Below are 24703 nucleotides of genomic sequence, written 5' to 3'. Positions count from 1 at the left end.
CGGATGCGCGCTGCCGTTCGCCGCGGGGGATTGCTCGCCTTTCGCTTTGGGGCGGCGATGCTTGGAAACGGACATCGTCGCCGAGCCCGCTCACGACCCGTTGCAGAAAGTCGGGCGGTCCGCTCAGAGGCAGCTTGTTGGTCGAGGACCGACGTTCGGGTTGGGTGCTTTGCTGCTGGTCAGCTTTCGGGAGCTAACCCGGAGAAACCGGACGTCCGCTTGGATGGGGACGTATGGCAGTTCGCGATTACTCTGTTCCCTCAAATGATCCGCAGCGGCATCCTAAAATCAGACTTGCGAACTCAAATCGCGTTTGCGCCGCGTGCCGCGTGGTGACGAGCCGACCAAGTGATCCCACCTAGAGAACATAAGATATTATTTGACTATGATAGCTTGAGCCCGCATAGCATCCGATGCACCGCAACTATTTCGGCTTGTGAATATTTACGTATTCCTTTTTATCCGCTCTGCCATAATGCAGATTATCGCACTACGATCATTTTCAGACGGGAGGGCGTCCCAGAGCTGGATCATGATGCGAAATTGGTCGATGAGATTGTCGCTCTGATATAGGTCTTCTATAGGCTTGTTGAGCAACTTGGCAATTTTATGTAACGAAGCTATTCTTTTTTTATGGTCCTTGCCTGAGTCAGCCATGTGAAGCATCCAAATATCAAAAAATGAAATCACCGCCTAAAACAGGAAAAATTCAGTCTCATCTTTTCCGGAGCGTTTCGGATGGTTTCTCGTGGAACCGCATGCGGTAGATTTTGGCAAATTCACTCATGCTGATAAATCCCCAGGCTGCGGCTATATCTGCTACTGCGTTGGGGCATTGATCATTCAGAAGATCACGCCGGGTTCCTTGCAAACGGCGTTCTTTGAGAAATTGACTGGGCGGGTAGCCCCGGAACCGGCGGAACGCCTCAGTCAATGTTCGAAGGCTGCATCCGACCGCACGGGCGACTTCCGTCATCGTCGGCAATTCGGCCGCATGATCGGCCATATATTGCTCTGCCCCACGGACAACGCGCGGCGCCAAACGGTTCGATGGTTCGTTCAGGTTCAATCCGGCACGTGAAGCCCATTCGTTTAGCAAGTGCACACAAATCATCTGTTCGAGATGGCGCCCGGCCCGGCCATAAGCAAGTTGGTTCGGTGCTTCCGCAATGCAGCTCACAACGTACTCTATTAAGCGCAACCAACTGGACTCGGCGCCGCCAATAGCACATTTATGACGCCATAGAGTATCGCCCGGGATAAAACCAAACCAATCCTGGCAAACTTGAGCCATCAGATCTGGCGGTATGGTAATATTCAATTGAAGGTGATCGTCGTCAAAATCCAAATCATAGTCAACATTACTGCAATCTAATATGAAACTATTATTATTAAATATTTCTACGGACTCAGATTTATTAATATGATGTCGTGATTTACCTTCCAGTGTCGTAAGCACAATAATGTTCGCCATTTTGTCCAGATGGCCGGTGATATTGACAGGAATTCCGTAAGCAAATCGAGTAATAGTGATGCGCCCTACTTGAGCAGAATGCATTAAAGAACGGGGTGCTACAATTTTTCCTGTAGGGACTACGCTATAAGGCATATAGACTTTGTTGGACCAGTCTTCGATTTCCTCCCAGCTCTCCGAGTATATTTTATGATGCTGGCGGATAGCATTGCCCTGAGCATCTACGATAAGTGCGTCGCGGAGCATTGGCTGCCTGCTAGGTGCATCGTGGGTCGAAAAGAGTGAAGCCTTCGATGGGGATCGGCGTGTTGGAGTCTGTCTTATTTTTTGCCGAATCGCGGCATTAGCTGCCGATATCCGGCATCCGGGAGGTCCGCCCTTATATAGATTTTAAAGAGGTTTCAAAGGGCCGCTCTCAATATCGAACGCCGCAGATCACGCGGTGCAGCTTTGAATGGTGGGCGAAGATAATCTTTGTGAAACGGCTCTGATTGCTGAAACTCAACAAGTTGAGAGTTTTACATTAAGGTACTCAAATGACAGGCAGCGACGATGAAGATTTTGATGTCATATCGGATCTCTGTATCAATGCTTGTCAGGCAGTATTAGCCTCCGGATCGGCCGAAATGCGGGCGTTGGCGCGTCTGATGCTTTATGTTCTTGCTCGGGAAACAATAGAGCGCATGACAAAATCGGATTTAGATCTTGATAATTCGCCTAACCTGCCGAGTGTTTGTTAGTTAATTTTACATATGATAAGATACAGATAATAAATAGAAGTATATATCTTATTCAAATCAAGCATTCGCTGAGTTCTTGTAGGGTCTGATTGCGATCCTGTTCCTGTGTGCTTTTGTTTTATCCAGACGGACGAGAAGCGACCGGCTCGGGCCGTGGGAGGAGTGTCCGGTTCTCGCCGAGCGTCCAAGTGCCGCTCCAACCCCGAGCCGAAGTTGCCGGAGGGCTGACGAGCGGCTGCTTCAGAGAAACGCTAACGGCGGATCATGAGGCTGGGGCGGGCCGCAAGCGGAACCCAGCGCGCGTCGAAGGTCACCCACCCCCCATCCGCGAGAGGGTGCGCCTGACCCCACCTCACGCGTCGCGCCATTCCGAAAACGTCGCCGCCTGGCCCACGCTCACGCCGTCGCGGTCGAGCTGCCAGACGATCGCCTGCTCGATCCAGAAGCGCCGGCCGCCCTTGGCGATGCGCAGGCCGCGGTAGCCGCGGGTGAAGCCGTCCCGGGCGACGGCGTCGAGGAGGCGCTGCCGCTCGGCGCGCTCGGGGGCCTCGGCCGAGAGCCGCGAGGGCAGGCCGACGAGTTCCTCGCGACGGTATCCGAAGCAGGCCTGCGCGGCCCGGTTGGCGTAGACGAAGCGCGGGTCGGCGCCGCAATCATGGGCCAGCACCACGAAGGGTGCCTGCTCGTACAGCCAGGCCGCGTCCGCCCGCTCCGGCACCAAGGCCGCGCCGAGGCGCCGCCGGTAGCTGCCGGTGAGGACGGCGAAGAAGTCGGGATCGAGCGAGAGGTCCATCACGGCAATCCGGAAGCTGATGCGCCATCGAGGATTCGGCGCATACCGCGTGGCGGGCCTGCCGCGGTGTGCCGAATCCCACTACAGGACCGGGTCCGCGTCGATGCGCATGCGCAGGATCGCGTAGGGCGGCTGCTGCAGGTCCTGGCCGCGGTTGAATTCCGGCCGGCGGTTGACCTGGGCGCTCGAGATGTAGAGCCACCGGTCCGGGGTGATCCAGAACGTGTCGGCCCAGATCAGGCGCGGGTCGGCGGCCAGCACCTCCACGGTGCCGTCCGGCAGGCGCCGGCCGACGGCGTTGTGCTCCTGCAGGCTGAGATAGACCCGGTCCTGCGAATCGGTGGTCAGGCCGCCGGTCATGCCCTTCTCGCCGAGATCCTGCACCGTGGCGGCCAGGGCCGCGTCCGATACGTTCGGGTCGAGGAGCGCCGCAGTCTCCACTGCGTAGAGGCGCCGGCTCATCAGCGGCGCGTAGTACAGGCGGCGGCCGTCCGGGCTGATCGCGATGCCGTTGGCCCCGCCCTTCGGGTGCTTCGCCGGTGCATCGCCCTTCCGCTCCATCACCGGCCGCAGTTCCACGAACTTGACCAGCCCCTCCTGGGTGGCCGTGCTCGGGTGGTCGGCCAGGCGCCGGCTCACCCGCCCGCTGGCGAGGTCCACCGCCAGGATCGCGCCCTGGCCGCCCTGGCCCTGGTCGGTGATGTAGGCGAGCGCCCGGCCGTCGCGCACGTCGACCCGCAGGTCGTTCAGGGACGACTCGGCCACCACGCCGGCATCGAGCGGGATCACCCGGCGGATCTTGTCCTGGGTGATGTCGATCTCGAGGAGCTTGGCGGCCCCCGGCACCGGCTTGCTCTTGCCCTCGGTCAGGCCGGAATCGAGGATCCAGAACGCATCGTTGCGGTCGAACACCCCGTTGGGGACGTGGAACAGGGTCGCCTGCGGGTCCTTCGGGTCCGGCTTGTTGGCCCGCGCGTCGGGGTAGGGCTTCACCGAGCCGTCGGGGAGCACCTCGCCGAGGGTGACCGTCTCCGAGCCGGTGAAGCGCGGCATCATCACGAAGATCCGGCCGCCCCGGGCGATCGCCAGGCCGGTGGGCGTGGACGGGGCGTTGGCCGCCATCGCCAGCTCCAGCACCCCGGCGGGGCGGCTGGTGGGGGCTCGCGGCCGGCGGGTGGCGTGGCGGACGCTGGGGCGGGCGATGGCGTAGCGGGCGATGCGGCTTGAGCCGATCCGGCCGCGAGGGCGACGAGGCCCGATCCGATCAGGCGGCGGCGGTCGAGGGACATGCGGTTCCTGGGGGCGGGTTGGCGGGCGGCGTCCCGCGGCCGGCGGACTCAGCGGCCTCGCGGCCCGCGGGACCGGGCATACCGGCCCAACGCGCCGCGACGGCGGGCGATCCCGCCTGGGGCACGGCCCGCGGGCATCCGGAGCCGACGGCGCGGCTGGAGCGGGGGCCGTACTGGACTTCGTCCCGCAGATCGGGCGCCGATGATGCCGGAACTATTTCGTGTTCGTCGATCTCTTCGGTATCGGCGCTGTTCTTGCTAGCGACCTTCTGTTTCCAGTCGATTTTAGTGTCTTGCTTGATCGTCAATAAAATTATTGACATTTCTACGGCAGTTACGCTATGAACCGCACTGTAGCCGTCATGCGCTGCCCAATATTCTGCGTACTCTATCGTCAGAAACGCGGTGTAGTCGCAGATCAGAGTGAGTCCGTAGGCTGCGTTCAGCCGTAGAAAACTCGGCTCTGCTGCCGAGGGTTCTGGTTTGTTCCGGATGAGCCGCCCGCGGACCTCCGGTGTTCATGATCTCAACGTCATGATAGCTGGATAGCTGGAGTACGGTCGCCGCTGCGGCGGTGCCCTGCCGGGCCGGGCCTGCGCGACGGGGCCTCACGCGCAACACGGGTCGGGACGGCCATCGTCCGGCGCTGCGACGATCGTCGCGGGGACCGGGCCCGAGATCGACAGGCAGGAGACGCATGGATCCCCAAGGAATGGATCCCCAAGGAATGGACCCCCCGGGAATGGATCCGACAGTCATCGATTCCCCAGGCTCCCTACAGGGATCGGAGACCGCACCGCGCCGGAGCGCCCAGCCGCGCATCCTCGCGGTGGCGGTGCAGAAGGGCGGCACCGGCAAGACCACGCTGGCGGCCTCTCTGGCCGTCGCGGCGGCGCAGGCGGGTGAGCGCGTGACCGCCCTCGATCTCGATCCGCAGGGCTCGCTGGCCGGCTGGGGAGCGCTGCGCGACAGCGACGCCGTCGCAGTCGACCGGATCCAGCCCTGGGAGATCGCCCAGCTCCCGGAGATCCTGGACATCCTCGCCCAGCAGGGCACCACCCTCGTGGTCCTCGACACCGCCGGCAGCGCGGCCGGGCTGGCGCCGGCCCTGAAGGGCGCGGATTTCGTGCTGATGCCGGTGCGGCCCTCGCGCCTCGACATCGTGGCCGCGCGCCCGACGCTCCAGGCCCTGATGGCGCTCGGCCTGCGCGGCCGGTTCGCCCTGGTGCTGAACCAGTGCCCGCCGCCGCCCTCGCCCCGCACCAGCGCCTATGCCGCGCAGTTGCGGGCGCTGGGCGTGCTGGCCGAGCCCGGCATCATCCACCGGGTCGACCATCAGGACGCCCTGGCGACCGGGCTCGGCGTCACGGAATACGCCCCCGCGAGCCCCGCCGCCGAGGAGATCCGGGCCCTGTGGGCCTGGATCGACGCCAAGATGCAGGCGCCCGGCCCCCGTGCTCAGCCTTGAGCGAGCGCCGCGAGGATCCGCGCCCAGGAGCGCGTGCCCTTGTGGAAGCTCGTCAGGTCGTACTTCTCGTTGGGCGAGTGGATCCGGTCGTCGTCCAGGCCGAAGCCGATCAGCAGCGTGTCGCGATCGAGCAGCCGCTTGAAGTCGCCGACGATCGGGATCGAGCCGCCGGCCCCCACGGTCACGGCCGGCACGCCCCATTCCTCGGCCAGCGCCGCCTTGGCGGCCCCGAGCTGCGGCATGTCGAAGGGCAGGCTGATCGCCCGCGAGCCCTTGTAGGTGATGACCTCGACCGTGCAGTCCGCCGGCACCCGCGCACGCACGAAGGCCTCGAACCGTTCGGCCAGAACCTTCGGATCCTGGTCGTCCACGAGGCGGAACGAGATCTTGGCCGAGGCGGTCGAGGCGATCACGGTCTTGGTGCCCTCGCCGGTATAACCGCCGATGATGCCGTTGGCGTCGCAGGACGGGCGCGACTGCACCAGCTCGATCGGCATCCGCCCGCGCTCCCCGGCCGGCTCCTTCAGGCCGATCGGCCCGAGCAGGGCCTCGGGCGTCAGGCCGAGGCCGCGCCACTGCTCCAGCACCTCGGGCGGCCGCTCGTGCACGCCGTCGTAGAAGCCCGGGATCGTCACCCGCCCATCGGAATCGTGCAGGTCCGCGATGATCTTGGCGAGCACGTGGATCGGGTTGCGCGCGGCCCCGCCGAAGAAGCCCGAATGCAGGTCGCGGTCGGCGCAGGTGACCTTCACCTCGAAATACGCGAGCCCGCGGAGCGACGAGGTGATCGCCGGCGTGGACCGGTCCCACATGCCGGTGTCGCAGACCAGCACCACGTCGCAGCCGAGCTTCTCGCGATTCTGGGCGACCCATTCGGGAAGCCCTTGCGAGCCGCTTTCTTCCGCCCCCTCGATCAGGATCGTGACGCCGCAGGGCAGCTCGCCGCTCATGGCGATGTAGGCCCGGCACGCCTCCACGAAGGTCATGACCTGACCCTTGTCGTCGGAGGCGCCGCGCCCGACGATCTTCTTCCCGCCCTGGCCGTCGTTCGCGATGTGCGGCTCGAAGGGCGGCGTCTTCCACAGGTCGAGCGGATCGACCGGCTGCACGTCGTAATGGCCGTAGAACAGCACGTGCGGCGCACCGGGCTTCGGCTTGGTCGCGAGCACCACCGGGTGCAGCGAGGTGTCCTCCACGGAGGTCTCGAAGCCGAGCGCCGTGAGGTCCTGGGCGAGCCACGCGGCGGCGGCGCGGCAATCGCCGGCATAGGCGGGGTCGGTCGAGATCGACGGGATGCGCAGGAAGGCGAACAGCCGCTCGAGGGCGTTCTCCAGGTCCGTGTCGATGTCGTTGAGGATCGCGTCGAGCGCGGCCATCGGGGGCTCCGGGGTGCGGCGGGGACTCTGCCCGTCGAGGGTTACCCGAGGCGAGGCGGGCGCCGCAACGCCTGGATCGCCCGAGACTGAGACCGTTCGTCGGCGGAACGGGAGCAGATTGGAATGGTTATCGACAGGACCGGCGACTCGGCATTCTGGCGGCATCCTGGCAGCACTTGCCCGCCGCCGCCCGTTGCCGCCCTGACCGATCCGTTTCCCGCCCGGCCCCGCGGCCGGCCCAGATCGTGGACGACAGCATGCTTCTCGAACACAGTCCGCCGGTGCGGGCCGATACCGGCCTCGACATCACCCTGACGATCAACGGGCAGCGCCGGGAACTCCAGGTCGCGCCCTGGACCACCCTTCTCGATCTGCTGCGCGAGAAACTCGACCTCACCGGCACCAAGAAGGGCTGCGACCATGGCCAGTGCGGCGCCTGCACGGTGCTGGTCAACGGCACCCGGGTGAATGCCTGCCTGACGCTGGCGGTGATGAAGGACGGCGCCGAGATCACCACGGTCGAGGGTCTCGCCGGGCTCGGCGACCGCGGCGGCAGCAACGCGCTGCACCCGATCCAGGAGGCGTTCATCGAGCACGACGCCTTCCAGTGCGGCTACTGCACCCCCGGCCAGCTTTGCTCCTCGGTCGGGATGATGAACGAGGGCCATGCGACGTCGCGTGAGGAAATCCGCGAGGCGATGAGCGGCAATCTCTGCCGCTGCGGCGCCTACACCAACATCGTCGACGCCATCGAGGACGTGATGCAGGGAGCCGGCCGATGAACCGCTTCGATTATGTCCGCGCCGGCACGGTGGCGGAGGCGGTCCAGGCCTACGGGGCGGGCGCGCGGTTCATCGCGGGCGGCACCAACCTGATCGACCTGATGAAGTACGACGTCGAGAAGCCGGGCCGGCTGATCGACATCACCCGGCTGCCGCTGGACGCTATCGAGGCCCACGAAAACGGCCTGCGGCTCGGCGCGCTCGCGACCAACGCCAAGGTGGCCTACGACGAGCGGGTCACGGCGCAGTATCCGCTGCTGCGCAACGCCATCCTGGCCGGCGCCTCGGCGCAGCTGCGCAACGCCGCCTCCACGGGCGGCAACCTGCTGCAGCGGACCCGCTGCTACTATTTTTACGACACGGCCACGCCCTGCAACAAGCGCGAGCCCGGCTCCGGCTGCCCGGCGATCGGCGGCGTCAACCGCATCCACGCGATCTTCGGGGCCAGCGAATCCTGCATCGCCACCCACCCGTCCGACATGTGCGTCGCCCTCGCGGCGCTCGAGGCGACGGTCCGGGTCAGCGGGCCGCAGGGCGAGCGTACGATCCCGTTCGCGGACTTCCACCGGCTGCCCGGCGATAGCCCGGAGATCGACACCAACCTCACCCCCGGCGAGATCGTCGTCTCGGTCGACCTGCCCGCCAGCAAGTTCCCGCAGCACTACACCTACCTGAAGCTGCGCGACCGGCTGTCCTACGCCTTCGCGCTGGTCTCCGTGGCGGCGGGCGTCGAACTCGACGGCGACACGATCAAGACCGCCCGGCTGGCGCTCGGCGGCGTCGCCCACAAGCCCTGGCGCAACCGCGAGGCCGAGGCCCTGCTCGAGGGCAAACCCGCCACCCGCGAGAGCTTCCAGCAGGCGGCCGACCTCATCGTCTCCGAGGCCAAGCCGCAATCGGCCAACGGCTTCAAGATCGAACTCGCCCGGCGGGCCATCGTGCGCGGCCTCGAACAGGCCGCTGCCGGCACGCCCCAGTCGCTCAGCGACAAGCGCATCCAGTAGGCACCCGCAGATGACCCAGACCTTCAGCTCCACCGGCCGCGACACCTTCGTCGGCAGCCCGCGCAGCCGCATCGACGGACCCGCCAAGGTCACCGGCCTCGCCAAATACGCCGGCGAGTTCGCCGCCCCGGACCTCGCCTACGGCACGGTCGTGTCGAGCGCCATCGCCAAGGGCCGGATCGTGGCGATCGACTCCGCCGAGGCCGAGGCGGTGCCGGGCGTCCTCAAGGTGATCACCCACGAGAACCGGCCGCGCACCGCCTGGCGCGACAAGAACTTCCAGGATGCGGTGGCGCCCCCCGGCTCGCCGTTCCGCGCCCTCTACGACGACCTGATCGTGTTCAGCGGGCAGCCGGTCGCCCTGGTGGTGGCCGAGGATTTCGAGACCGCCCGCTACGCGGCCTCGCTGATCCAGGTCCGCTACGAGGCCCAGGAGCCCGTCACCGACATCACGGCCGCGCGCGGCGACGCCTACGAGCCGCCCTACAAGCGCGAGGGCATCAAGCCGCCGCCGGAGCCGTGGGGCGACGCCGACCAGGCGTTCGGCCGCGCGCCGATCCGCGTGCAGGGCGGCTACACGCTCGCCAACGAGCACCACAACCCGATGGAGCCGCACGCCACCACGGTGGTGGTCGAAGAGGACGGGACCTACACGGTCTACGACAAGATCCAGGGCGTCTCGAACAGCCACCAGTATCTCGCCAACGTGTTCGGCCTGAAGCCCGATCAGGTCCGGGTGCTCAACCCCTATCTCGGCGGCGGCTTCGGCTCGGGCCTGCGCCCGCAATACCAGGCCTTCCTGGCGATGCTGGCCGCCCAGGAGTTGAAGCGCTCGGTCCGGGTGACCCTGACCCGCGACCAGATGTGGTCCTTCACCTACCGGAGCGAGGCGCTGCAGACCGTCTCCCTCGGCGCCGAGCGCGACGGCACCCTGACGGCGCTCCGGCACGATGCCGTGCAGGGCACGTCGCACTTCGAGGATTACCAGGAGGTCGTCGTCAACTGGTCGGGCGTGCTCTACCGCTGCGATAACGTCGCCCTGACCTATCGGATCGCGAAGCTCGACACCGCCACCCCGGGCGACATGCGCGCGCCCGGCGCCGTCGCGGGCGTCTTCGCCATCGAGACCGCCATGGACGAGCTCGCCTACGCGACCGGGATGGACCCGATCGCGTTGCGGTTGAAGAACTACGCGGTCTCGGACGCCACCGCCGAGGGCAAGCCGTTCGGCTCGAAGGAGCTGAAGGCCTGCTTCACGCAAGGCGCCGAGCGCTTCGGCTGGTCCAGGCGCAGCCCGGAGCCGCGCTCCATGCGCGAGGGCCGCGAACTCGTCGGCTGGGGCGTCGCCACGGGCGTCTGGGAATCGATGATGATGCAGTCGAACGCCATCGCGACCCTGACCGCCGACGGCCGGCTGACGGTGGGCAACTCCACCGGCGACATCGGCACCGGCACCTACACGATCCTGACCCAGATCGCCGCCGACACCCTGGGCCTGCCCATGGAATCGGTCACCACCAAGCTCGGCGACACGCGCCTGCCCGAGGCGCCGGTCGCTGGCGGCTCCTGGACGGCGGCCTCCTCCGGCACCGCCGTGATGAAGGCCTGCCGCAACGTCGGCGAGCAGGTGTTCAAGCTGGCCCGCGGGCTGGAGAACTCGCCGCTCGCCAATGTCGACTTCGACCGCGCCGTGTTCTCGGACGGCCGCATCTCGGTGGCGGGCGATCCCGGCCGCAGCGTCTCGATGGTCGACGTGATGCGGGCCGCCGGCATCGACAAGGTCGAGGCGGTCGAGGAGGCGGGCCCCGACAAGGACTTCAACGACACCTACCAGGCCTACACCCATTCGGCGATCTTCGTGGAGGTCAAGGTCGACGAGGAGCTGGGCCAGATCCGGCTCACCCGGGTGGTGTCGGCGATTGCGGCCGGCAAGATCCTCAACCCCAAGACCGCGCGCAGCCAGATCCTGGGCGGCGTGGTGATGGGGATCGGCTCGGCCCTCGAGGAGGAGTCGATGCTCGACCACCGCCTCGGCCGGTTCATGAACCACAATCTCGGCGAGTATCACGTGCCGGTCCACGCCGACATCCAGGATATCGACGTGATCTTCGTGGACGAGGAGGACAAGGCCAACCCGCTCGGCGTCAAGGGGCTGGGCGAGATCGGCATCGTCGGCACCGCGGCGGCGATCACCAACGCGGTGTTCCACGCCACCGGCAAGCGCGTGCGCGACCTGCCGATCACGATCGACAAGCTGCTGTGACCGTGGGCAGCCGATGTTTCCCGTGAAACATCGGCTGCTTTTTTAACCGCTCCGAGTCCTGCCGGACGGCGTGCCACTCGCGAGCGTCGCAGGCCCTCCGGACGCGTGACGTTCGCGCGAACCGCGCCGGTTCGCCGGGACCGCCGAGGTTGGTCCACGATGACCGGGCGCGTCGGCATCGGCTGGCTCGGCCGGGACGGGTATGCGGAGCCCGCCGCCTCCGACCCCCGATGGATGAGCGCCAGCGCACCGATCCGTTTACCCGTCGGGCGCATCCTGCCGGTCTCTTGCGAAGGAGACCTCCCATGGAATCGGTCTATCGCGGCTTCGAGACCTCGCTGCTCGGTCTCGCCCTCTGTCTCGGCCTCGCCGCCTGCCTGACGCTCGGCACCACGCCGATGCCGGGCGACGGCTTCGCCGTCACCCTGCCGATGGTCTCCGTGACCCTCGCCGGCCCCTGATCCGGCGCGCTACGCGACGCGCCTGGTCGCGCGGAACATGAAGCCGCGCGCCGTGTCGTCCATCTCGGCCTTGAAGGTGTGCCTGTCCTTCAGCCCCTGTGCGGCCACGGCGGCCGGGCGGGCGCTGATCGCGTCGAGGTGCCGCTTGACGTGGGGCAGGCCCGCGAAGGCGTCGTCGCCCAGCACGAACGGCACCATGCGGGCCCAGCCCCACACCGCCATGTCGACGATCGTGTAGGTTTCGCCCAGCACGTAGGTGCGGTCCGCGAGGCGCTGGTTCAGGATCTCCCAGTGGCGGCGTGCCTCGAAGGCGTAGCGCTCGGTGGCGTAGGCGCCGCCATCGGGGGCGAAGTGGCGGAAGTGGACGCACTGGCCGGAGAACGGCCCGATGCCGGTGGCCACGAACATCAGCCAGGACAGCATCTCGCCCCCATCCGGCTCGCCCTCGGGCAGGAACCGGCCGGTCTTGCCCGAGAGGTAGAGCAGGATCGCGTTCGAATCGAACACCGTCACGTCGCCGTCGACGATGGTCGGCACCTTGCCGTTCGGGTTGAGCGCCGCGTAGGCGGGTTCGAACTGCTCGCCCTTGCGCGTATCCACCGGCACCGGCTCGTAGGGCAGGCCCAGCTCCTCCAGGCAGAGGGCGACCTTCATCGGGTTGGGGCTGAGATTGTAGAAGAATCGAATCACGGCGCTCTCCCTGACGCAGCGTCCCGAACGGCCGTCGGCGGCCCTCGGAACACGGCGACGCCAACCAAAACCGCCGCTCGCCCCTTCGGGATACCCGATCCGGCGCGACGGACGCGCGACGGTCGTCCGGGAGCGAGGCCGGCGCAAGCTGCCGCGATGCGGGGCGGCTATTCCACCACGATCTTGTAGCTCCGGCCGGGCACCAGGGCGGCGCCGCGCTCCAGGCCGTTGAGGACCAAGAACCGGTCGAGCGGCCGGTCCGGCACCGCCATGCGGCGGGCGAGCTCCTCCGCGCTGGTCGAGCCGGCCTGGACCACCTGCAGCCGCAGGGGACGCAGCACCGCCTCCTCGGGGGGGACCGCCGCGAGGCTGGCGATCCAGGGCCGGAAGGCGGGATCCGGGTCGGTGGCGCCCTTGGCGGCCATGATCATCCGGACGGTGGTGTCGCCGATCCGGATCGCCGCCAGCCGGAAGGTCCAGTCCTTGCCCCGCGACAGCGCCAGGGCCGCCGGGTGGCCGCCGACCTCGCGGGTCTCGAACCCGGCCGGGTCGAGCGCGTCGTTCCAGCTGCCCTTCAGGGCCGCGTCGAGGGCCTGGCCGTCCTTCGCCTCGATCTGGTCGAACAGCAGGCGCCGGTTGCCGTCCGGCGTCGTGCCGAGCACCGCCGAGCGGGTGTTCTCCAGGACGAACCCCGCCGGCACGTCGAATGCGATGCCGAGCCCCGGATGGACGAAGCGGTGGCCGCGCACCGCGCCATCGCGCGGGTTGTCGCCGTACGGAAGCCCGTCCAGGGCGGCGAGGTAGGCTGCGCGGTCGTCGGCCCCGATCCCCGGGGCCCCGATCCGGCGCGCCGCCCGGGTGACCTGGGCGATGCGCTCGGCGGTGCCCGGGTGGGTCGCCAGCATGTCGGGTTCGCCCCCGGGGCCGGCGCCGGCCTTCAGGGCGGTGGAGCGGTTGAGCGCGGTGAGGAAGCGGCCGGCCGCGAACGGATCGTAGCCGGCCTTGGCCAGCGTGCGCACCCCGGTGGCGTCCGCCTCCAGTTCCTGCTCGCGGGAGAAGCGGGCGAGCGCGAAGCGGGACTGGTGCTGCAGCTGCGCGCCGGTATCGGGATCGTTCAGGACGTCGGCCACCACCCGGCTGACCAGCGCCGAGCGCAGCTCCAACTCGCTCCGGGCGGTCGCGTGGTTGAGGGTCACGTGCGCCATCTCGTGGGCGAGCACGGCCGCCGCCTCGGAGGTGTCGCTCGCCAGCGCCACCAGCCCGCGGGTGACGTAGAGCCGCCCGTTCGGCAGCGCGAAGGCGTTGACCACGGGCGAATCGAGCAGCGTCACCGCGTAGGTCTGGTCCGGCCGCTCGCTCGCCTTCACGAGACGGTCCGTGATCTCGGTGAGCATCCGCATCACGTTGGGTGCGCGCACCTCGCCTCCGAACGAGGCCACGAGCTTGAGGTGATCCGCGTCGGCGGCGCGCTCGCGCCCGGTGGTGCGCGGGGCCTCGGCGGGCACCCGGACTACGGCCGGCACCACCGGGCCGGCGGCCTGGTCGGCCACGCAGGCGCCGAGGGCGGCCAGCACCGCCACCCGGCGCACGCCGTCGCCAAGCCGGCACAGGCCGTCACAACGCCGCGCAGGCGCTGCCCCGCCACCCGAAATCGCTCCGTGATCCCGCCCATCGCGATCAGCGCCGCAGCTCCCGTTCCCCCACCGGCTCGGCCTCGCGCCGGTCCGGTTCGCCCAGAACCTCGATGGCGTCGGCGGTAGCCTCCAGGGTCGGGCCGCGCCAGACCTCCAGGATGCCGCGGACCCGCACGCGCCGGCCTTCGAGCGATGCCGCACTCAAACCACGGGCACGCATCATTCGCCAAGTGCGTTTCGGTACCATGACCGTGAGGCCGTCCGCGCCGCGGGCCACGAAGTCGAGATAGGTGCGGGCGCTGCGCTCGCCGACATGGCCGATCCGGCCCTCCACCACGGCAAAGCGCCCGGCCAGCGCCCGGAGCGCCGGGCCGTCCGCGGCCTCGGGACAGGACCGGGTCGCGCCACAAGCCGCGCTTGCTGTCCCGGGCCCCGGCCTCCACCGCGCGCAGGGCCGGGCGGCACAGGCCGTCGCGCTCGTTCGCGTCCGCGACGGCGAGCCCGGCACCGATCAGGCCGCCCGCGAGATCGATGTCGCCATCCGCGGCTTGGCTATCCACGACTCGGCCATCCGCGACTCGGCCATCCGCGACTCGGCCATCCGCGACCTGGATGTCGGCCCGCTCCCGGCCCCAGCGGTCGGGCGGCCCGCGCAGGACCACGATCAGGCGCAGCCCCGCCGGGCGTCTAGCCAGGCGCGCGCCGCCTCCGCGGCGTCCGGGGCGTCCGGCCAGCGCAGGGAATCGAGCACCGCCCGGGCACCGGAGCCGAGGCGGATCTCGCCCCGCAACCCGATCCCGTCGAGGGTCTCGGAGCGGGCCGGTCCCTGGCGGCAGTCTCCGGATTCCGAGCCCGCGGCTCCGGCCGGCCCGGCAAGGCCGCAGGCCGCCAGCACCAGCGCCGCCGCGCGGCACAGCCGCCACCCTGCCGTCGTCCGGATCATCGACCGCCTCCCGGATCGACCATGCTCCCGGATCGATCATGCCCCGGAACGCCGGCGCACGCACCGCGCGGTTGGCCTGTCCGGACGTTGATGCTATGGAAATCGCGGTCGTCTCCGTAGCTCAGCTGGACAGAGCACAGGTTTCCTAAACGGTCACAATTGGGCGTCGCGCCGGGAAACCACGCGACGGATCCGCTCAAAGTCGGGGAAAGCTTCCGGCGCCGGGACACCGGCGTCCTGCCGATCCCGAGCCAAGCCCGCCCGGCGCGAACGCGTCGGCGGGAAGGTGTAGAGACTAGACGGGCGGCACCTAACGGCCGGGCGCGAGCGCCGGCCCACGGTGAAGGGATAGTCCAGGCCACGAACGCGGCTCTTCGGGGGCGCGGCGGCGAAAGCCGAAGTGGTATGAAACCTGGGGTCGCAGGTTCGAGCCCTGCCGGGGACACCAGAATCCAGGTCGCGGACGTGTGTCCGGCGCTGCGCGGAAACGTTTACCGCGATGATGGCCCGCCGGTGACACGGACTCGCGATGCGGTTAAGCTTCGCCGCCCGAAATTCGCGGCAGGGGTAGGCAAGTTCTACATGGCGGGTCAGAAAACCGATCAGCGCGACGTGTATGTCGGTCAACGCATCGCCGAGCAGCGCCGGAAGGCGTCGCTGACGCAGCGCCGCGTCGCGCAGAGTTTCGGGATGTCGGCAGCACAGTTGCAGAAGTACGAGAAGGGCACCAACCGGATCAGCGCCGTCCATCTCGATATCTTCTCCCGGATGACCGGGGTGCCGATGGATTACTTCTTCAAGGGCATGCCGCGGAACGACGACTTCACGGCGCCGGGCTTCGCGGAGCCGGAGCAGGCCCCCTTGAGCGAGGGCGGCGGCCTGCAGGGCCTGGCCGAGATCGTCGGGCGTCACATCACCGAGCATTTCACCGAGGAAGCCCGCCGGGACGTCGCCGCCGCGATCCGCGCGCTGGACAATAAGCTCAACGGCTGATTGCTGAGGCGCGCCGCGGACGGGCGTTTTTTCACCCGTTTCGTGCGTTATAGCGGATCTGTTCGGCGATCCGCCTTGACCGTCCTCCGACCGGGTGCGAGAACCCCGACCCCATAAGGGTCGAACGCCGCGATCGCGACGGCGTACCCGTGATCGGGATCCGTCCAGATGCCGCGTTCCAACTACCTGTTCACCAGTGAGTCGGTCTCCGAGGGCCATCCCGACAAGGTCAGCGACCGCATCTCCGATACGGTGGTGGACGCCTACATCGCGGCGATGCCGGAGGCCCGGCTCGGGGTCGAGACCATGACGACCACGAACCGCGTCGTCATCGCGGGCGAGGTGCGCGGCCCGGATTCGGTGACCTTCGAGAACCTCGAGGAGCTGACCCGCCAGGCCGTGAAGGACATCGGCTACGAGCAGGACGGCTTCCACTGGAAGCACAACGAGGTCGCGATCTACCTCCACGCCCAGTCCGCCGACATCGCCCAGGGCGTCGACGCGGCTGGCAACAAGGACGAGGGCGCGGGCGACCAGGGCATCATGTTCGGCTACGCCGCCGACGAGACCCCGGAGCTGATGCCGGCGCCGCTGTTCTACGCCCACAAGATCCTCAAGGACCTCGCCGACGCCCGCAAGAAGGGTGAGGGCGATGCCGCCAAGCTCGGGCCCGACGCCAAGAGCCAGGTCACGGTCCGCTACGAGAACGGCCGCCCGGTCGAGGCGACTCAGATCGTGCTCTCCACCCAGCATCTCGACGAGTCCCTGGACTCGGCCGACGTGCGCGCCATCGTCGAGCCCTACATCCGGGCGGCCCTGCCGCAGGGCTGGGTCAACGAGGGCACCGTCTGGCACGTCAACCCGACCGGCAAGTTCGTGATTGGCGGCCCGGACGGCGATTGCGGCCTCACCGGCCGCAAGATCATCGTCGACACCTACGGCGGCGCGGCTCCGCACGGCGGCGGCGCCTTCTCGGGCAAGGATCCGACCAAGGTCGACCGCTCGGCGGCCTACGCGGCCCGCTACCTCGCCAAGAACGTGGTCGCGGCCGGGCTGGCGCGGCGCGCCACGATCCAGCTCGCCTACGCGATCGGCGTCTCCAAGCCGCTGTCGATCTACGTCGACCTGCACGGCACCGGCCAGGTCGACGAGGCCAAGCTCGAATCCGTCCTGATGGACGCCATGGACCTGTCGCCCCGCGGCATCCGCACGGCGCTCGGCCTGAACAAGCCGATCTACGCCCGCACCGCGGCCTACGGCCATTTCGGCCGCGCCCCCGAGGCGGATGGCGGCTTCTCCTGGGAGCGCACCGACCTCGCTCAGAAGCTGAAGTCGGCGCTGTCATAAGGCAGCCCGCGCTCCAGCGCCGAACCACCCGCCAGCGCGTCGTCCTCCATCCGGGACGGCGCGCTGGCGTTTTCGTGAGTCCCGGTTTCGAAAGGTCTTGGACCTTTCGCGGGTCCAGGGCAGAGCCCTGCTTCGGGGTCGTGAGCCCCTGGAACCCCGTCCCCGCCCGGTGCGCGGACGACGCGTTGGTAATCGATGTCTGACCTCAACGGACGGCCCGGCCATGAGGCCGACGAGCCGGAGCGCGCCTTCTTCGGGCGGCGCAAGGGCAAGCGCCTGCGCGGCCTGCAGGAGCGGCGCCTCGCCGAGCTTCTGCCGGCGCTCCGCGTCGATCTCCCGGCGGACGACGGCCCGCTCGATCCGCGCACGCTGTTCCCGACCCTCGGCGACGCGCCGGAGGCGGTCTGGCTCGAGATCGGCTTCGGCGGCGGCGAGCACCTCGCCGCCCAGGCCGAGGCGCATCCCGGGATCGGGATCATCGGCGCGGAGCCGTTCGTCAACGGCGTGGTCAAGCTGCTGGCCGCGATCGAGGCGCGGTCCTTGCGCAACGTGCGCATCCGCGACGAGGACGTCACCGCCCTGCTGGCGCGCCTGCCGGACGCCTGCCTGGACCGGGTCTACCTGCTCTATCCCGATCCCTGGCCGAAGCGCCGCCAGCGCAAGCGCCGCTTCGTCTCGGACGCCTCCCTGGCGGAGATCGGCCGCGTCCTGAAGGATGGCGGCCTGTTCCGCTTCGCCAGCGACATCGACGACTACGCCGGCTGGACCCTGGTCCGGGCCGCCCGCTGCCCGGTCCTGACCTGGACGGCATCGGACGCGCGCGACTGGACCCGGCCGTTCCCGGGCTGGCCCGGGACCCGCTACGAGGCGAAGGCGCTGGCGGCGGGGCGGCGCCCGACCTATCTGGAGTTCTCCCGCGGGCCGCGCTGAGCGGACGGGTCGCCGCAGCCGAAGCGGGACGCCTTGCCACGGCCACGCTCGGACGCCATCCTGCGGCGCCTTCGCGGTCGGGACCGCGGCAGGGGGGCATCTCGTGCGGGAGCGCGCCGCGGCGCGTTCGAGGGTTTTTCCGAGTGGGCGAGAGCGTGGGGCAGGACCCGGCGACGGACGACCCGTATCGCGCGGGCTTCGACGATGCCGCGATCGGCCTCGTCGTGCTCTCAGTGGACGCGGCGGCCATCGACGCGGCCAACCCGGTTCTGCATGACCTGCTCGGCTGGCCGCCGGGCAGCCTGGCCGGCCGCGCCACCGCGGATCTGCTCGCGGAGGACGGGCCCGAGGGCCTGGATGACGGCATCCAGGGCTGGCGCCGGGCGGACGGGACCGCGATCGACGTGCGGGTGCGGCGCTCCGGCGGACCCTCGTGGTCGAGGCCGCGGACGCGGACGCGGCCGCGCATTCCGAGGCGAACCGCGAGGCGCTGGCGACCGCCGGCCTCGGCGAATGGCGCTGGGACCGGGCGACCGGCCTGCTGACCCTGTCGCGCCGGGCCGCCCGGATCCTGGGGCGCCAGCCGGGGCGGTCCGTGCCGTGGGACGAACTCAAGAGCGGCCTGTCCGATCCGGAGCTTGCGCGCCTGCGCGCCACCGTCTCGGAGGCGTGCCGGGCCGGTGAATCCTACCATTTCGATACGCCGGTGACCGTGGCCGGGCGCACCGTGATCCTGCGGGTGCGGGGGCAGGCCGTGCCGGGACGCGACGGCGTGGCCCTTCACGGATCTGGCGCGGGTCCCGATCGCGACGCGCTCGAGACCTGGTCCGGCATGGTCGGCGTCGTCCAGGACATCACCACCCGGGTCGAGGCCCGGGACGAGATCCTGTCGCGCGACCAGCGCCTGCGGGTGGCGACCACGATCGCCAAGCTCGGCATCTTCGAGTGGCACATGCTCGAGGACCAGGCGATCTGGGAGAACGAGCACATGTACGAGATCTTCGGGCACGCGCCCGAGGATGGGACCATCGGCAAGAACGAGTTCCTGAGCGACATCCTCCACCCGGACGACCGGGCTCGGGTCCGGCACGCGATCTCGAAGGCGCTGCGCGAGGACGGGATCCTGCAGATCGGCGGCCGGATCCGGCGGAAATCCGACGGGGCGTGGCGCACCATCGACATGGCCGGCCGGTTCGAGCGGGACGCCCCCGAGCGCCTGCCGCGGCGCCTGATCGGCGTGGTCGCCGACGTGACCGACCGGCGGATCGCCGAGGAACGCCAGAGCCTGCTGATCCGCGAGTTGCACCACCGGGTGAAGAACACGCTCGCCACCGTGCAGGCCATCGTGGGCTCCACGGCGCGCACGGCCTCGAGCATCGAGAGCTTCTACGAGGCCTTCGTCGGGCGGATCAAATCGCTCGCCCACACCCATGCGGTGCTCACCGAGGATACCTGGCAGACCGCCTCGCTCACGAACCTGCTGCTCAGCGAGCTGAAGCCCTACGCGGAGGTGACGCCCGACGGCGGGGCCGAGGGGCGGATCAGCCTCGACGGCCCGGCGATCGACCTGCCCTCCGAGATCGCGGTGCCGATCGGCATGGCGATCCACGAGCTCACCACCAACGCGGCCAAGTACGGGGCGCTCTCGAACCGCACCGGGCGGGTCGCGGTGACCTGGACCCTGGAGCCCGGGGGGCCGGCCGGGATCCTGCTGTTCCACTGGCGGGAGACCGGCGGGCCGCCGGTCCAGCCACCGAGCCGCCAGGGTTTCGGCTCGCGCCTGCTGCAGCGGGTGCTGATCACCCAGGTCCAGGCCGAGGTCGAGACCGACTACGACCCGGAGGGCTTCAGCCTGACCATGCGGGCCCCGATCCCGCCCCGCAACGACAGCCTCAACCCGCTGGCCTGACGGGTGCGACCCATCAGGCGGCGCCGCGCGCGCCGGATTCGCCGCCGCCGTCCACGAAGGCCTTCAACTCGTCCAGCGACGCGAAGGTGAAGCGGCCCTGCGGCGTCTCCGCCTCGATCGAGCCGTCCTCGAACATCACGTAGGTGTTCCCGCCCGAGGCGTAGCGCCCCACGACGGTGCGGGTCTCGGGCTTCGCGTCGGGCTCGGGATCCGGCGCCGCGTCGAGGCCCGGGCGCAGGGCCGGGGGCTCCGGGGCCGGCACCGGCTGTTGTGGCGGCGCTTCCGGCGCCGCGAACAGGTCGTCCTCCGGGCTGCGCTCGGCCATCGCGGCCGCGATCGGGTCCGGGGCGGGCCGGTGGGGCGGCTCCGGATCCGTCACCGGAAGGGTGGGGAAGGCCTGGATCGGGAAATCCGATTCGACCGCGGCCGGCCTCTGCGGCTCCGCGATTCTGGGAGCTTCGGCCGGCGCGGGCGGCATGTCCCCGGACAGGCGCAGGCTGGGCTCGATCCGCGGCCGCTCGGGATCGAAGGCCGGCTCGACGATCGGCGGCAAGATGAAGGCGGGGGCGGCCGGCAGCACCGGCGGCAGCCGCGGGGCGCTCTCCACGGCGGGGCCGGAGGGGGCCGAACTCAGGGCCGGCCGCATTCCGATCGTCCGCTCCAGCCGCCGGAACACCAGGGCGAGCACGCCGATCCCGAACAGCACCGCGCCCGACGAGGCCGCGACCGATCCCGCGATCACCATCGCGAGGCCGCTCTCCAGACGCACATAGGGAAAGCCCTGGATCACGGCGGCGCAGCCCCCGATGGCCATGGCGGCGGCGAGCGCAAACAGCGCAGCGATCATGTTACTCTCGAGAAACGGGCCGGCTTACCGCCGACGCTTACGGCGTGGCGCACAGTAAGGCCTTGCGGTCATATTGCAAAACCCGGTGGCGAGATTGCCCGGGAATACCGGTTCTCGGCGCGTGTCGGGCCGGACATCCGAAGCGGTGGGGCACGCATCCGCCGGAACTTCGCGCCAAGCCTGGCCGCAACGGCGTTGCCGTCGCGCGGGCACCGACTTACCTAGCGAGTCGTGACCCGGAAGCCCCCGCCGGGGACGAGGCCGCCCATGGCTGGCGCGGGCTGCTGTTTCCCGTGAAACACAGCCGGCTCCAGCTCCTTGTTATCGCACGGTGAGCGCGGAACGCCGGACCCGGCTCTTCCGCATCGTGCCTCAAGCGGAGACAGACCCTATGACCTTTACGCTGCCGGAACTGCCCTACGCCTACGACGCGCTCGGGCCGTACATGTCGAAGGAAACCCTCGAGTTTCACCACGACAAGCACCACAAGGCCTACGTCGATACCGGCAACAAGCTGCTCGAGGGCACGGATCTCCAGGGCAAGAGCGTCGAGGAGATCGTCAAGGCCGCCTACAACACGAATCAGCCGCTCTTCAACAATGCCGGCCAGCACTACAACCACATCCACTTCTGGCAGTGGATGAAGCCCAATGGCGGCGGCGCGATCCCCGGTGCGATCGCCAAGAAGATCGACGAGGATCTGGGCGGGGCCGAGAAGTTCAAGGCGGACTTCATCCAGGCGGGCGTCAGCCAGTTCGGCTCGGGTTGGGCCTGGCTCGCCGTCAAGGACGGCAAGCTCGCGATCCTGAAGACCCCCAACGGCGAGAACCCGCTGGTCCACGGCGCCAAGCCGATCCTCGGCGTCGACGTGTGGGAGCACTCCTACTACATCGACTACCGCAACCGCCGCCCCGACTATCTCAAGGCGTTCATCGAGAACCTGGTGAACTGGGAGCACGTCGAGAAGATGTACGGCGAGGCGACCGCCTGAGCCCCTTCCGATGAGCCGGCGCCGCGGGCCGATCGTGTCCGCGGCGCCCTTGAGATGGCGGACAAAAGCGGCTCTTGATGCGGCTCCCGGGCTGACCCGGGCTGTACCGGGGTAACAGGTCATTTCCAGCCCAGTCCGTAGGACCGCATCGCGCCGCAGGACGACCTCGACGATTTGTGCGTCCTCACCGTCCCCACTCCGCGGGGGAGGGTGGGCCGGCCGTCAGGCCGGGCCGGATCGTGCCGAAGTCCCGCACGGGGGGGCGCGCGACGATGGGGGATGTGGCTCCCGTCGCGCTCCTTCAAGGCGCGCTGCTCCCCTCTCCCGACCCTCTCCGGGGGCTACCCTCCCCCGCAGGGGGGTGAGGGTGGAGTCTCGTCCATGATCCGCTCCATCCTCTCGGTGGGCGGCTGGACCCTGGTCTCGCGCGTCACCGGCTTTGCCCGGGACGTGGTGATGGCCGCCGTGATGGGCGCGGGGCCGATGGCCGACGCCTTCGTGGTCGCGTTCCGGCTGCCGAACCATTTCCGCGCGATCTTCGGCGAGGGGGCGTTCAACACCGCCTTCGTGCCGGCCTATGCCGGGCTCGCCGAGGCGGGCAGCTCCGGCGAGGCGCATCACTTCGCCGACCGCGTCTTCACCCTGATGCTGATCGTGCAGCTCGTGCTGCTCAACCTCGCCCTGCCGGCGATGCCCTGGGTGGTGCACGCCCTGGCGCCGGGCTTCGCCGAGGACGGCGAGCGCTTCCAGCTCGCGGTGGCGCTGACCCGGATCACCTTCCCGTACCTGCTGTTCATGACGCTGGTTACGCTGCTGTCGGGCATCCTCAACGCCCACCGGCGCTTCGCCGTGGCGGCAGGCGCCCCGGTGCTGCTCAACCTCACGATGCTGGCGGCCCTGTCGCTCAGCTTCCTGTTCCCCAACGCCGCCTACGCGGCCGCCTGGGGCGTCGCGGTCTCGGGGGTGCTGCAGTTCGGCCTGCTGTGGTGGGGCTGCCGCCGCGCCCGGGTGATGCCGGATCTGGCCGTGCCGCGCTCCGACCCGGCGCTGAAGCGGTTCTTCGTGGTGCTCGGGCCCGCCGTGATCGGGTCGGCCGGGTTCCAGATCGCGGCCTTCGCCGACACGATCATCGCCAGCTGGCTGCCCACAGGCGCGGTCTCGGCCCTGTACTACGCCGACCGGCTCTACCAGCTGCCGTTCGGGGTGATCGCGATCGCGGCCGGCACGGTGCTGCTGCCGGAGATGAGCCGGCGGATCGCGGCCGGGGACGTCGCCGGCGCGCACGCGGCGCAGAACCGGGCGGCGGGGTTCTCCTTGGCCCTGTCGGCGCCGTTCATGGTCGCGTTCCTGACCATCCCGGGCCTGATCATGGCGGCGCTGTTCCAGCGCGGCGCCTTCGGGGCCGAGGATGCCGCCCGGGCCGCCTCGGTGCTGGCCGCCTACGGGCTCGCCCTGCCCGCCGTGGTGCTGGTGCGCAGCGCGGTGGCGAGCTTCTACGCCCGCCAGGACACCAGGACCCCGCTCTGGGCGTCGCTGACGGCGATCGGGGTCAACGTCGCGCTCAAGCTCTGGCTCACCGGGCCCTACGGCGTCACCGGCCTGGCGCTCGCCACCGCGGTCAGCCAGTGGGTGAACCTGCTGCTGCTGGTCGTCCTGGCCCGCCGCCGCGGCTGGACGGCGCCCGGCCGCACCCTCGGCCTCACGGTGCTGGGCGTGGGGCTCGCCTGCCTGGCGCTGGCCGGGGTGGCCGTCTACGGCCAGGGGCTGGCCGAGGCGCTGGTGCCGGTCCTGGCGCATGGGCGCGAGATCGCTGTCCTGGCCCTGCTCGGGCTGGCCGGGGCTCTCGTCTACGGCGGCCTGCTGGCGGGGCTGCTGCACCTGTTCGGCCTGCGCCTGCGCCGGGCCTAGGGCATCGTTCCGAAAGCCGGCGGCCCCTTTCGGGACGATGCTGTAGACCATCGTCCGGATATCCGTGTTCGGACGAAATCCGAGAACGATCGGCCGGGCGAGCCGGGCGAGCCGGGCTCGCCGCCGCGCCTTCGAGTCCCAGATCGCCCGTAGGGGCCAGTGAGGAACGCCATGACCGACGCCAAGGACCTGCTCGCGGGCGTGAAGGCCGTCCTGTTCGACGCCTACGGCACGCTGTTCGACGTGAGCGCCGCGGTCCAGCGCTACGCCGACGCGGTCGGGCCGGATGCCGAGCACCTCTCCGAGGTCTGGCGCAACAAGCAGCTCGAATACAGCTGGACGCTGTCGCTGATGGGCCGCTACGCCGCCTTCTGGGACCTCACGGTGCGCGCCCTCGACTACGCGCTGGCGGTCCATCCGGGGGTGGATCCCGGATTGCGCGAGAAGCTCCTCGACGCCTACCGGGACCTCGATGCCTATCCCGAGGTGCCGGGCGTGCTGGCGGCCTTGCGCAAGCGCGGCCTCCGCACGGCGGTCCTGACCAACGGCAACGCCGCGATGGTCGACCGCGCCGTGGCCTCGGCGGGGCTCGCCGACCATCTCGACGCGGTGCTCTCGGTGGACGACGCGCAGGTGTTCAAGACCCACCCGGACGCCTACCGGATCGCGCTGGTCCGGCTCGCGGTCGGGGAGGCGGACGTGCTGTTCTGCTCGTCCAACCGCTGGGATGTGGCGGGCGCCAACGCGTTCGGGTTCCGGACCGCCTGGGTGAACCGCCGGGGGCTGCCCGACGAGTACGCGGATCTCGCGCCCACGGGCGTGATCGGTTCGCTCGACGGGCTGCTCTGAGCAGAGCGGCCC

The 24703-nt window shown here is 69.1% G+C and carries 21 protein-coding genes and 1 pseudogene; 13 read left to right on the top strand and 9 right to left on the bottom strand.

The genetic code is table 11. The annotated features are described in order from the left end of the window. Window positions 1–715: 715 nt before the first annotated feature. Window positions 716–1720 carry a helix-turn-helix domain-containing protein gene (locus tag FVA80_RS21990; RefSeq protein WP_147910908.1) on the bottom strand — a complete coding sequence of 335 codons (1005 nt, stop codon included), beginning with the start codon at window positions 1718–1720 and terminating at the stop codon, window positions 716–718. Between the two features lie 290 nt (window positions 1721–2010). On the opposite strand from FVA80_RS21990, the gene FVA80_RS21985 reads away from it, so the two are divergent. Next, the gene (locus FVA80_RS21985; protein WP_147910909.1) at window positions 2011–2214 is read left to right on the top strand and encodes a hypothetical protein; all 204 of its coding nucleotides are present in this window, start codon (window positions 2011–2013) and stop codon (window positions 2212–2214) included. Between the two features lie 352 nt (window positions 2215–2566). On the opposite strand, the gene FVA80_RS21980 is transcribed toward FVA80_RS21985, so the two are convergent. Together FVA80_RS21980 and FVA80_RS21975 are read right to left on the bottom strand one after the other, a co-directional pair. Further along, complete coding sequence (locus FVA80_RS21980; RefSeq protein WP_187193466.1) at window positions 2567–3007, bottom strand: MEKHLA domain-containing protein; 441 nt, start codon at window positions 3005–3007, stop codon at window positions 2567–2569. An 81-nt stretch (window positions 3008–3088) separates the two neighbouring features. Beyond that, the gene (locus FVA80_RS21975) at window positions 3089–4129 is read right to left on the bottom strand and encodes an L-dopachrome tautomerase-related protein (RefSeq protein WP_147910911.1); all 1041 of its coding nucleotides are present in this window, start codon (window positions 4127–4129) and stop codon (window positions 3089–3091) included. Between the two features lie 909 nt (window positions 4130–5038). On the opposite strand from FVA80_RS21975, the gene FVA80_RS21970 reads away from it, so the two are divergent. Then, window positions 5039–5764, top strand: coding sequence for a ParA family protein (locus FVA80_RS21970; RefSeq protein WP_147910569.1), 726 nt, complete (start codon window positions 5039–5041; stop codon window positions 5762–5764). Here FVA80_RS21970 and FVA80_RS21965 read toward each other — a convergent pair. Further along, entirely contained in the window at window positions 5755–7140 is a 1386-nt protein-coding gene (locus FVA80_RS21965; RefSeq protein WP_147910570.1) for a M20/M25/M40 family metallo-hydrolase, read from the bottom strand. The genes FVA80_RS21970 and FVA80_RS21965 overlap by 10 nt on opposite strands. Window positions 7141–7397: 257 nt before the next feature. Here FVA80_RS21965 and FVA80_RS21960 point away from each other — a divergent pair, with 257 nt between their 5' ends. From FVA80_RS21960 to FVA80_RS30690, 4 genes are all read left to right on the top strand, one after another. After that, window positions 7398–7922 (top strand): (2Fe-2S)-binding protein, encoded by a 525-nt coding sequence (locus FVA80_RS21960; protein WP_147910571.1) that lies wholly within the window; start codon window positions 7398–7400, stop codon window positions 7920–7922. Next, a complete protein-coding gene (locus tag FVA80_RS21955; RefSeq protein ID WP_147910572.1) occupies window positions 7919–8926 on the top strand; it encodes a xanthine dehydrogenase family protein subunit M in 1008 nt (335 codons plus the stop codon). The genes FVA80_RS21960 and FVA80_RS21955 overlap by 4 nt, the downstream gene beginning before the upstream one ends. 10 nt (window positions 8927–8936) lie before the next feature. Continuing rightward, window positions 8937–11189 carry a xanthine dehydrogenase family protein molybdopterin-binding subunit gene (locus tag FVA80_RS21950; RefSeq protein ID WP_147910573.1) on the top strand — a complete coding sequence of 751 codons (2253 nt, stop codon included), beginning with the start codon at window positions 8937–8939 and terminating at the stop codon, window positions 11187–11189. Window positions 11190–11494: 305 nt separating this feature from the next. Next, entirely contained in the window at window positions 11495–11650 is a 156-nt protein-coding gene (locus tag FVA80_RS30690) for a hypothetical protein (protein ID WP_187193465.1), read from the top strand. A gap of 9 nt (window positions 11651–11659) precedes the next feature. Here FVA80_RS30690 and FVA80_RS21945 read toward each other — a convergent pair whose 3' ends face one another. From FVA80_RS21945 to FVA80_RS31510, 4 genes are all read right to left on the bottom strand, one after another. After that, on the bottom strand, window positions 11660–12340 hold the full coding sequence (locus FVA80_RS21945) for a glutathione S-transferase family protein (protein WP_147910574.1): 681 nt from the start codon (window positions 12338–12340) through the stop codon (window positions 11660–11662). A 167-nt stretch (window positions 12341–12507) separates the two neighbouring features. Then, complete coding sequence (locus FVA80_RS21940) at window positions 12508–13920, bottom strand: M48 family metalloprotease (RefSeq protein ID WP_246692445.1); 1413 nt, start codon at window positions 13918–13920, stop codon at window positions 12508–12510. Between the two features lie 97 nt (window positions 13921–14017). Further along, window positions 14018–14311, bottom strand: coding sequence for a hypothetical protein (locus tag FVA80_RS31515; RefSeq protein WP_246692077.1), 294 nt, complete (start codon window positions 14309–14311; stop codon window positions 14018–14020). A 327-nt stretch (window positions 14312–14638) separates the two neighbouring features. Next, window positions 14639–14917, bottom strand: coding sequence for a hypothetical protein (locus FVA80_RS31510; RefSeq protein ID WP_246692076.1), 279 nt, complete (start codon window positions 14915–14917; stop codon window positions 14639–14641). A gap of 582 nt (window positions 14918–15499) precedes the next feature. Between FVA80_RS31510 and FVA80_RS21930 the strand changes: the two genes are divergently transcribed. The 4 genes and pseudogenes from FVA80_RS21930 (at window position 15500) to FVA80_RS21915 (ending at window position 20096) form a co-directional block, all read left to right on the top strand. Beyond that, complete coding sequence (locus FVA80_RS21930; RefSeq protein WP_147909408.1) at window positions 15500–15910, top strand: helix-turn-helix transcriptional regulator; 411 nt, start codon at window positions 15500–15502, stop codon at window positions 15908–15910. A gap of 168 nt (window positions 15911–16078) precedes the next feature. Further along, window positions 16079–17257, top strand: a complete 1179-nt coding sequence (gene metK, locus FVA80_RS21925; RefSeq protein ID WP_147909404.1) for a methionine adenosyltransferase — start codon at window positions 16079–16081, stop codon at window positions 17255–17257. Between the two features lie 195 nt (window positions 17258–17452). Continuing rightward, window positions 17453–18187 carry a tRNA (guanine(46)-N(7))-methyltransferase TrmB gene (locus tag FVA80_RS21920; protein ID WP_147909403.1) on the top strand — a complete coding sequence of 245 codons (735 nt, stop codon included), beginning with the start codon at window positions 17453–17455 and terminating at the stop codon, window positions 18185–18187. Between the two features lie 143 nt (window positions 18188–18330). Then, window positions 18331–20096 (top strand): annotated as a pseudogene (locus tag FVA80_RS21915) (HWE histidine kinase domain-containing protein). 13 nt (window positions 20097–20109) lie between these two features. Here FVA80_RS21915 and FVA80_RS21910 read toward each other — a convergent pair. Further along, window positions 20110–20943 (bottom strand): hypothetical protein, encoded by an 834-nt coding sequence (locus tag FVA80_RS21910; RefSeq protein WP_147957872.1) that lies wholly within the window; start codon window positions 20941–20943, stop codon window positions 20110–20112. Window positions 20944–21334: 391 nt separating this feature from the next. On the opposite strand from FVA80_RS21910, the gene FVA80_RS21905 reads away from it, so the two are divergent. From FVA80_RS21905 to FVA80_RS21895, 3 genes are all read left to right on the top strand, one after another. Beyond that, window positions 21335–21934, top strand: a complete 600-nt coding sequence (locus FVA80_RS21905; RefSeq protein ID WP_007567646.1) for a superoxide dismutase — start codon at window positions 21335–21337, stop codon at window positions 21932–21934. Window positions 21935–22315: 381 nt separating this feature from the next. Beyond that, complete coding sequence (murJ, locus tag FVA80_RS21900; protein WP_147909400.1) at window positions 22316–23842, top strand: murein biosynthesis integral membrane protein MurJ; 1527 nt, start codon at window positions 22316–22318, stop codon at window positions 23840–23842. 171 nt (window positions 23843–24013) lie between these two features. Beyond that, complete coding sequence (locus FVA80_RS21895; RefSeq protein WP_147909399.1) at window positions 24014–24691, top strand: haloacid dehalogenase type II; 678 nt, start codon at window positions 24014–24016, stop codon at window positions 24689–24691. Window positions 24692–24703 lie beyond the last annotated feature (12 nt).

It is taken from the genome of Methylobacterium sp. WL1, assembly GCF_008000895.1.
In the GTDB taxonomy this organism is placed as follows: Bacteria; Pseudomonadota; Alphaproteobacteria; order Rhizobiales; family Beijerinckiaceae; genus Methylobacterium.
The sequence above is the reverse complement of the archived record's forward strand: the minus strand, read 5'-3'. Positions and strand labels throughout refer to the sequence as shown.